This is a genomic window from Pedobacter sp. 01N416 (assembly GCF_056399685.1).
This window is the reverse complement of record NZ_JBFTRT010000297.1, coordinates 1-8,152: the sequence shown is the minus strand read 5'-3', so window position 1 is coordinate 8,152 and position 8,152 is coordinate 1. Positions and strand designations below refer to the sequence as shown.

Here is an 8,152-nt window from a genome sequence, read left to right as displayed (position 1 = left end):
CCCTAAACCCTAAACCCTAAACCCTAAACCCTCTACCTTATATATATGCTAAATCTTACCGCTCCAAATCCCATTTTCGCATTTTGAARAGCAGGGTTCTGTTTCAATMGGTTCCGAAAGCCCCGTTATCCGCTTTACTTCTCCCGATAGAAAAATCGGGATCGTGTTCGCTGCTACCGGGTTTAAGTAACTCAAAACTGTGCTTAAACTCAGTTTTCTAAACCCGACAGGCGGATACCAGCCCTGTGTGTAAGGCCTGCAGGCGTATGAGCATGTGGCGGGACTGGCACTGCGACGAACCACAGGCTTTGCTTTTCTGAAAAAAAAAACTAAATTTTTAAACACTGTTGAGTTGCTGGTTGTTTACCCTAAACCCTAAACCCTAAACCCTAAACCCTAAACCCTAAACCCTAAACCCTAATTGTACGCCAAATCTCACATCTCTTGTCTAATATCTCAAATCTCACCTCCCTAATCACTCGTCTCGAACAAAAAGCGTATTTTTGCAAATAATGGGAACACTAGTAGATTCAGGGATAAAGGGTTATAAAAATTACGGCACGCATTTGCGCGAAAAGTATAAAGGGCAGCGTGTATTTAAAGTAATTGTAGATGGTGGTTTTACCTGCCCCAACCGCGATGGGAGCAAAGGTTACGGTGGTTGTACGTATTGTAACGTAGATTCTTTTACGCCGGAGCCTTCGCGTAAAAATCCAAATATTAAAGATCAGCTTGCCGAAGGCATGTTAAGGGCTAAAACTTCTTATAAAGCTGATAAGTATATTGTTTATTTCCAGCCTAATACCAATACCTATGCACCAGTACATTATTTAAAGATGATGTATGATGAAGCGCTATCGATTAATACCGAAGATATTGTTGGTTTTGCTGTGGGTACACGTCCTGATTGTATCGATGCAGAAAAGGTAGCTTTGTTAGAAAGTTATACCGACCGCTTCGATGTAGATTTAGAAATGGGCATGGAATCGATTTATGATGAAACCCTCGATCAGATCAACAGAGGTTGCAGTCATGGCGAATTTGTTGCTGCTGTAGAACTTTTAAAAGATAGTAAGCTCGATCTGTGCGTGCATACCATTTTTGGCTTCCCCTGGGAAACCCGCGAGCAGATGCACGGCTACATTCATGAAATTAACCGTTTTCCGCAAATCAAGTTTGTAAAGTTCCATCACCTTCATGTTGTAGAAGGATCGATAATGGGCGCTAAGTATAAAAAGGAACCCTTTAAATTGTTTTCTCTAGAAGAATATACCGACTTACTTTGCGAATTAATCCCTTTATTACGTCCGGATATTGTTATTCAGCGGCTTTTTGGCATTTCGGATTGGGATTTGTTGATTGCGCCTAACTGGGGACTTAACAAATCGGCAATTCAAACCTATATGGATAAAGAAATCGAAAAAAGAGGAGTGGTTCAAGGATCTGCTTATTTTTCGTAAAAAGTTAAATTTTTTAACGATTTTTTTAAAAACCCATGAAATTTCATGGGTTTTTCTGTTAATGATCGGTTTTTTTAGTCAAAATTTTACAAATTTTGGGTAAAATCATATAAATGATGGTTAATATGTGATTTTGTTTTTATTAAAAACTTGTATTAAAATCCCCTGTATTTTTTGGTATTTTTATTTTTAAGGTTAATTTTTGTGTTGTTTTATAAAAATCACTTGTTTTTATTAAAATATTTCAATTAAATGGTGTAAAAACTACAATATGTCGTATTTTTAGAAAAATAAATCAAGCATATTTCAATTATTTAAACAATACAAACAAATTAAACTAAAAACTATGAGTAAATTCTCCTTTAAACAGTATGCGCCTTTTGCGATATTGATGATTGTCGCAATTTTCGCTCTATTTATTCCACTTCTTCCTAATTTTGATGAAGGCAAGTATAGTGGGCCTGATATTGCATTCATATTAATCGCTTCTGCGCTTGTATTTTTAATGACTCCAGGCCTTGCATTCTTTTATGGTGGAATGGTTCACCGAAAAAATGTATTATCTACCATGATTAAAAGTGTGGTAGCGGCAGGAGTAATTACAGTTTTATGGACAGTAGTAGGTTTTAGTTTAGCCTTCGGAGATACCATTGGTGGTTTCATTGGAAATCCCTCAACGTTTTTGTTCTTTAAAGGTGTAAATTCTGGAGCACCACATCTTCAGGGAGGAGCAGACTTAACCATTCCGCTTTCTTTATTTGCAGTGTTTCAATTAATGTTCGCCATTATTACCCCAGGTTTAGTGGTAGGTGCAGGTTCTGCATTAGGTGCAAATAGCTTAGCTGTTTCGGCATTCTTAACTACCAATACGGCTGCTGGTGCTGCAGGTTTATCGTGGATGTTCTTTGATGTTGCAAGAGGTAAAAAACCTTCGGTTTTAGGTTTTTGTATCGGTGCAGTAGTTGGTTTGGTAGCCATTACACCAGGTGCAGGTTTTGTAAGTATTCCATCTAGTATATTTATTGGTGCTATTGCCGCAGTTATTTCTAATCTTGTAGTTTCTTGGAAACAAAAAACCAGTTTAGATGATACATTAGACGTTTTTCCTTGTCATGGTGTGGGCGGTATCGTTGGTATGTTGTTAACCGGTGTTTTTGCAACAAAAACAGTAAATGCTGCTGGTGCTGATGGCTTGTTTTATGGTAACCCGGCTTTCTTTATCACGCAATTAAAAGGTGCTGTAATTGTAATCATCTTCAGTTTTGTTGTATCATTTATCATCTTCAAATTCATCAACCTGATTCAACCGATCCGCGTATCAGAAGAAGAAGAAGAAATGGGACTTGATGCATCTCAACATGACGAGAAATACTCTCAAGGTACCTTGCTAGTTGAAGAAAGAGCGATCTATATCGAAAAAAACAGTCCATTAACAGAATCAGTATCTTAAGGATTTTATAATATCTAAACTCAAAATAAGCTCAAACATGAAGAAACTTTTAACCGCTATTTTTGCAATGGCCAGCACTACGTGTGCCCTGGCTCAAGAGACCACTACATCACCACTTGAAATTTCAGGATCGGTAGATACGTACTTTAAGTATGATTTTGCTAAAAATCCATTAAACGGAAAAACATCTTTTGTAACTGATCACAACTCGGTATCGTTAGGTATGATTGATATTGCCTTGAAGAAAAAAACAGGTAAAGCTTCATTTGTTGGAGAGCTTTCTTTTGGCCCTAGAGGACAATCGCAATCTATTCCTGATGCTGCAGCCGGAGGTTCGTCTTTTAATATTCAAAACTTATATGTTAACTACGATTTTACTGATCAGTTTAGCATGACAGCAGGTTACATGGGTACATTTATTGGATATGAGGTAATCTCTCCAGTTGGAAACTTTAACTATTCTACTTCCTACCTGTTTACCAATGGTCCGTTCCAAAATGCGGGAATTAAAGCTACTTATAAATTCAGCGATAAAGTAAGTTTAATGGCTGGTTTATTTAACGATTGGAATGTTTATTCCGCTTCGAGAGGTGTTTCGGCTATCGGTGGCCAGTTAATGGTTGCTCCTGTTGAAGGCTGGACTGCTTACATCAATGCCTTATCGGGAGCTGGTTTTGGCGGGTATGGAACGATTATCGATTTAACCACTTCATATCAAATTACAGAGAAATTTAAATTGGGTTTAAATGCAGCCAATTATGATATCAAAGATAGTTCGGTACCGGGAAGTTACGCAGGTGCTGCCTTATACCCTCAATTTGCTGTATTGRATGCAGTAACTTTAGGTTTAAGAGGTGAGTACTTTAAATTTAAAGCCGCGGGTGCAGTTCCGGCTACTGCTTTTACTGCAGTAACACTTACTGCAAACATTAAATCTGGTGGTTTAACATTTATCCCAGAAGTAAGATTAGACCACAATAGTGATAAACCGTTCTTCAAAGAAGGTGGCGCTGCGGCACCGAATGGTGGCCAATTCTCTTTGGCAGCCGTTTACGCTTTTTAAGGAAATAAAAATGTTAATATCAAGCCGTCCAGATGTAAATCGGGACGGCTTTTTCGTACCTTTAAATAATTACATTTGCCTGTTAACCGATTCCAAATGAAACATCTTCTTTTTATTATTCTTGTTCTTTTTTCAATTCAATTATCTGCGCAGCAAAAACAGTTTTCGAAAGATGATAATGGTAAATTTATTTATTATCAGGTGGTAGACTCGCAAATGATAAGCAAAGATACCTTGTTGCAAAGGGCTAAATCTTTTGTTAATGTTGCTTATAAAAAATCGATGAGGCAAGAAAGTGCTACCGATTCTTCTGTTTTGGCTAAAGGAACTATGGTAATTGATAAAACAATTTTGGTAGCTGGCCATCCAAGCGGAGAAGTAAGTTATAATTTCGTTTTTGAGGCGCGTAATGGCAAATATAGGTTTTGGTTAACCGATATACTGTTTATCCCATATCAAAGAGACCGCTATGGGAATTTTGTAGCGACTACTAAAATTGGCGTACCATTAGAGCGTACGCCTGGCAAATTGAGTGCGGGCGCATGGAAAGACATTTTAAACAGCGCTTATAATAAGATAGAAAAATTTGGTGATGATTTTAAGAAGTATTTAGCAACCAATAGGGTTGAAAAAGCCAAAAAGAAAGCTGAAACCATTTCAACGAAAAAATGGTAATTAGCGCATAGAAAATAATTCCTCAACCTTTTGGTAACGGAACTTAAAAATTTCGTTGATTTTGTTGTTCACCACCATGGCATTTACGATAACACCGATTGGTCCCCAGCCAATGCTATAGTGTAAGGTATCGTGCATTAATACACCGCCATCTATTTTTTCGAAATGGTGCTGGTGGTGCCAGAAAGCAAATGGACCAAACCGTTGCTCGTCGATAAAATACTCCTTATCCTTAACGTGTGTTATCTCCGTTACCCAGTTTAATTTAATGCCAAACAATGGGGCAACCTTATAGGTGATAATCAGGCCAGGGTACATTTTAGTATTGACGATGTTTGGTGAGGTTACATCAAAGGTCATATTCTTTGGGGTGATTTCGGCCAGGTTTATTGGCGAAGAAAAAAAGTCCCAGGCGGTATCAAGATCAACAGGGAGTTTTTGGGTAAATTCTAATCTATAAGTTTTCAAATTTTTGTTTTAAAGCACAACAACAAAGATGGGGTTTTGTTGAGGGAATAAGTTAAAGCTTGTGGATTTAATGTCAGTCTTTGGGTTAATTTTTTGCCTACAGCTCATGCTTTCCTCGGCTCGCCGCCGCCGATGGGCTCTTTCTTTTTGCTGTCAAAAAGAAACAAAAAACACCGGCTGAAAATTTATTCATTTTATATTATAGTTTTCAGCTGCATTCATGAGGGCTTCGCCGTTTTCTTTCGAAGTTAGTAGGTTGGCCGTGTCGGTGGAGCCCGAAAAATTTGTTAGGCCGGATTTAAGTAGAACGGGGATATGGTGCTATGGCCTAGTTAGGTGGAAATGCGTAGTTTGTAAACCATTCATATTCAAATAAATATAAAGTGATGTCAATGGTGGAATAGTCGAAGACTTAACTGTATAGTTTGTAAAGAGATTGATATTGGTTGTCTGTTTTGCCCCGAATAGCTGTACTGTTTAAGCCGCCTAAACCCGATCAAAGCGAGATGCCGATATTTCAGTCGGCAGAAGCGGGAGCGGGACTGCAATAACCAAAAAGCTACTGCAATTGCTTTCCAAAAAAAAATGTTCATTAAATAATCAGCTTTGACAAATTTCTAGCATTTGGCCAATAAATTTGTCAAAGCTTTACACTAATGCACCATTTTATCTGCACAGGTAGAACTGGCAAATGCTTCTGGTTTAGCCTTAAAAATAAAGCCCATACTTAAAATATATCCCATGGCATCGTTAAGTGCTTTGTTCGATTTAAACGATGGACTGGTGTTGATATCGGCATGTACTTCTAAAGCCACGTCATAAATATCAAGTAAATCACAAATAGAATAAGCAGTTTCGATTGATTTTTGCACTTCCATTAACATTCTTTCTTTAATGCTTACCTGTTGTGTGCTTTTTTCCTGATGGATGTACATAAAACCGCCATGATGTTCTCTTAACAGCACAATTACGGTTGCAAAATCGGTTACTGCGCCTTTTACCTGCGAATCGGTACCGATGCAAACTTTAAGCTTAAAGCCGTTTTGGCTTTCTCTGATAATCGCGTTTTCTACTTCTTCGAGGATTGAAGATTGAATAATTTCACCACTAAATTTTTTCCACATCATACATTTGTATTTTTTGAGGTTAATTCCAAAGGAATCCCTTTGGGACGAATGGTAATCAGGTTTTTATAAAAATAAGTGCTAAAAATTAAATATGTGTTAAGGTTAGGTTGTTTATTTGCTAACAAAAAGTTAGTTATCAACAAGTTAGTGATAATAGTTTGGATGAACTTATTATTTGTTGAAACAAATTATTATTCGGTCCGTTAATATTTGTACATTCATTAAAAAATCTTAATTATGAGAGCAGAATTAATTCAAGAGCTCCAGTTATTACAAAATAGCAGAGCGAATAAATTTGCAGATGAACTGGCYGACAAGATCTTATCTTCGGTTGATGCCGTTAACGAAAAAGTGCTATCATCAATGTCAAAACGTGGTAACATGTTAATGTTGCTCGAGAAAAGATTAAACTTTTCTACGCTGCGGAAACTTAGGGAAAGATTTTTCAAGCCGTAACTAAGGCTGTAGTTCTGGGCGTAAAGAGAAATGATTACCTTTATGGCGGAATGATAGAAAATGCCTTAAAAAAATTAAATATTACTGCACTTAATGAGATGCAGGAGTCTTCTGTAAAAGCAGCCAAGACTGGTAAAGATGTAATATTGATTGCGCCAACGGGTTCGGGGAAAACGCTGGCCTTTTTATTGCCATTACTTTCCAACCTAAAAACCGGAGTAAAAGGGGTACAGGCCTTGGTTTTGGTCCCTTCGAGAGAGCTTGCCTTACAGATAGAGCAGGTTTTTAAACAAATGGGTACTTCTTTTAAAGTAAACTGCTGTTACGGTGGTCATGCCGTACGGATAGAGAAGAATAATCTTGCACACCCACCTGCCATCCTGATCGGAACGCCTGGCAGGATAGCTTACCATTTAGAGCATCAAAACTTTGACGAATCTTTTATCGAAACCTTAGTTTTAGATGAATTTGATAAAGCACTGGAGTTTGGCTTTGAGCAAGACATGTCTTATATCATTGGCTCACTGCTTTCGTTAAAACAGCGTATACTTACTTCTGCTACCAAAATGGAAGAAATTCCTGCTTTTGTAAAGCTAAATGTGCCTGTTGAAGTCGATTTTTCAAAAAATATCGAAGCAAAACCAGATCTAAAGCTCAGAAAAATAACAGCACCTGCTGCCGATAAGTTAGATTACCTTTTCAGATTACTGAGTAAAATAGGTAGTAAAAATACATTGGTTTTCTGTAACCACAGGGAAACTGTAGATCGGATAAGTGATTTACTTTTCGAAAATGGTTTAGGTCACGATGTTTTTCATGGTGGGATGGAACAGTTCGATCGAGAAAAGGCATTGCTTAAATTTAGAAATGGTAGCCATCGGATTTTAATCACAACAGATCTGGCTGCCCGTGGTCTGGATATTCCTGAGGTGGAACATATTGTACATTATCAATTACCTTACACCGAAGATGCCTATATCCATCGCAATGGCAGAACGGCAAGGATGCATGCAAAAGGAACGGCCTATGCCATTTTAACTTCAGAAGAACACTATAAGTATTTGCCGGAAGATATTGAGGAGGAAGTTTTATCCGAAAAGTATAAATTACCAGAAGCCAGCGATTGGGTAACTTTATACATTGCACATGGCAAGAAGGATAAAATTAACAAAATTGATATTGTAGGTTTATTTTTGCAGAAAGGTAATTTAACAAAAGAAGATCTTGGCCTGATCGAAGTTAAAGATACCACCAGTTACGTCGCGGTTAAAAGAAGCAAAGTAGAAAAATTATTGAAAGCATTGAGCGGCGAAAAAATTAAAGGAAAAAAACTTAAATTAGAAGTAGCGAGTTAGTTCATTGGTTCATTGGTTCATTGGAAAAACGGGGCTTAAAGTTCTAGATTTATTTCTGTAGTCATTCAATAATTTATTCATTTAACCGTTTATTCAAT

The 8,152-nt window shown here is 37.4% G+C and carries 8 protein-coding genes; 6 read left to right on the top strand and 2 right to left on the bottom strand.

Annotation, left to right across the window (positions count from 1 at the left end; all coding sequences use genetic code 11):
* Positions 1–512: 512 nt before the first annotated feature.
* The 4 genes from mnmL to AC1DND_RS16555 all read left to right on the top strand — a co-directional run bounded on the left by mnmL (position 513) and on the right by AC1DND_RS16555 (position 4,648).
* A complete protein-coding gene (mnmL, locus tag AC1DND_RS16570; protein WP_108198438.1) occupies positions 513–1,460 on the top strand; it encodes a tRNA modification radical SAM protein MnmL/YtqA in 948 nt (315 codons plus the stop codon).
* A 346-nt stretch (positions 1,461–1,806) separates the two neighbouring features.
* The gene (locus tag AC1DND_RS16565; protein ID WP_477583251.1) at positions 1,807–2,910 is read left to right on the top strand and encodes an ammonium transporter; all 1,104 of its coding nucleotides are present in this window, start codon (positions 1,807–1,809) and stop codon (positions 2,908–2,910) included.
* 37 nt (positions 2,911–2,947) lie between these two features.
* A complete protein-coding gene (locus AC1DND_RS16560) occupies positions 2,948–3,973 on the top strand; it encodes a porin (RefSeq protein ID WP_477583250.1) in 1,026 nt (341 codons plus the stop codon).
* A gap of 96 nt (positions 3,974–4,069) precedes the next feature.
* A complete protein-coding gene (locus tag AC1DND_RS16555; protein WP_477583248.1) occupies positions 4,070–4,648 on the top strand; it encodes a DUF4468 domain-containing protein in 579 nt (192 codons plus the stop codon).
* Here the strand turns inward: AC1DND_RS16555 and AC1DND_RS16550 are convergent, their stop codons facing one another.
* A complete protein-coding gene (locus tag AC1DND_RS16550) occupies positions 4,649–5,116 on the bottom strand; it encodes an SRPBCC family protein (RefSeq protein ID WP_477583246.1) in 468 nt (155 codons plus the stop codon).
* 653 nt (positions 5,117–5,769) lie between these two features.
* Entirely contained in the window at positions 5,770–6,243 is a 474-nt protein-coding gene (locus AC1DND_RS16545) for a ribonuclease H-like YkuK family protein (RefSeq protein ID WP_477583244.1), read from the bottom strand.
* 237 nt (positions 6,244–6,480) lie between these two features.
* Here AC1DND_RS16545 and AC1DND_RS16540 point away from each other — a divergent pair, with 237 nt between their 5' ends.
* Together AC1DND_RS16540 and AC1DND_RS16535 are read left to right on the top strand one after the other, a co-directional pair.
* Positions 6,481–6,699, top strand: a complete 219-nt coding sequence (locus AC1DND_RS16540) for a hypothetical protein (protein ID WP_029274122.1) — start codon at positions 6,481–6,483, stop codon at positions 6,697–6,699.
* A gap of 50 nt (positions 6,700–6,749) precedes the next feature.
* Positions 6,750–8,054, top strand: coding sequence for a DEAD/DEAH box helicase (locus AC1DND_RS16535; protein ID WP_477583243.1), 1,305 nt, complete (start codon positions 6,750–6,752; stop codon positions 8,052–8,054).
* The last annotated feature ends 98 nt before the right edge of the window (positions 8,055–8,152 follow it).

Coding starts and splice junctions, on each gene's coding strand:
- mnmL (WP_108198438.1), top strand. CDS start 513: ATGGGAACACTAGTAGATTCAGGGATAAAGGGTTATAAAAATTACGGC.
- AC1DND_RS16565 (WP_477583251.1), top strand. CDS start 1,807: ATGAGTAAATTCTCCTTTAAACAGTATGCGCCTTTTGCGATATTGATG.
- AC1DND_RS16555 (WP_477583248.1), top strand. CDS start 4,070: ATGAAACATCTTCTTTTTATTATTCTTGTTCTTTTTTCAATTCAATTA.
- AC1DND_RS16545 (WP_477583244.1), bottom strand. CDS start 6,243: ATGATGTGGAAAAAATTTAGTGGTGAAATTATTCAATCTTCAATCCTC.
- AC1DND_RS16535 (WP_477583243.1), top strand. CDS start 6,750: ATGATAGAAAATGCCTTAAAAAAATTAAATATTACTGCACTTAATGAG.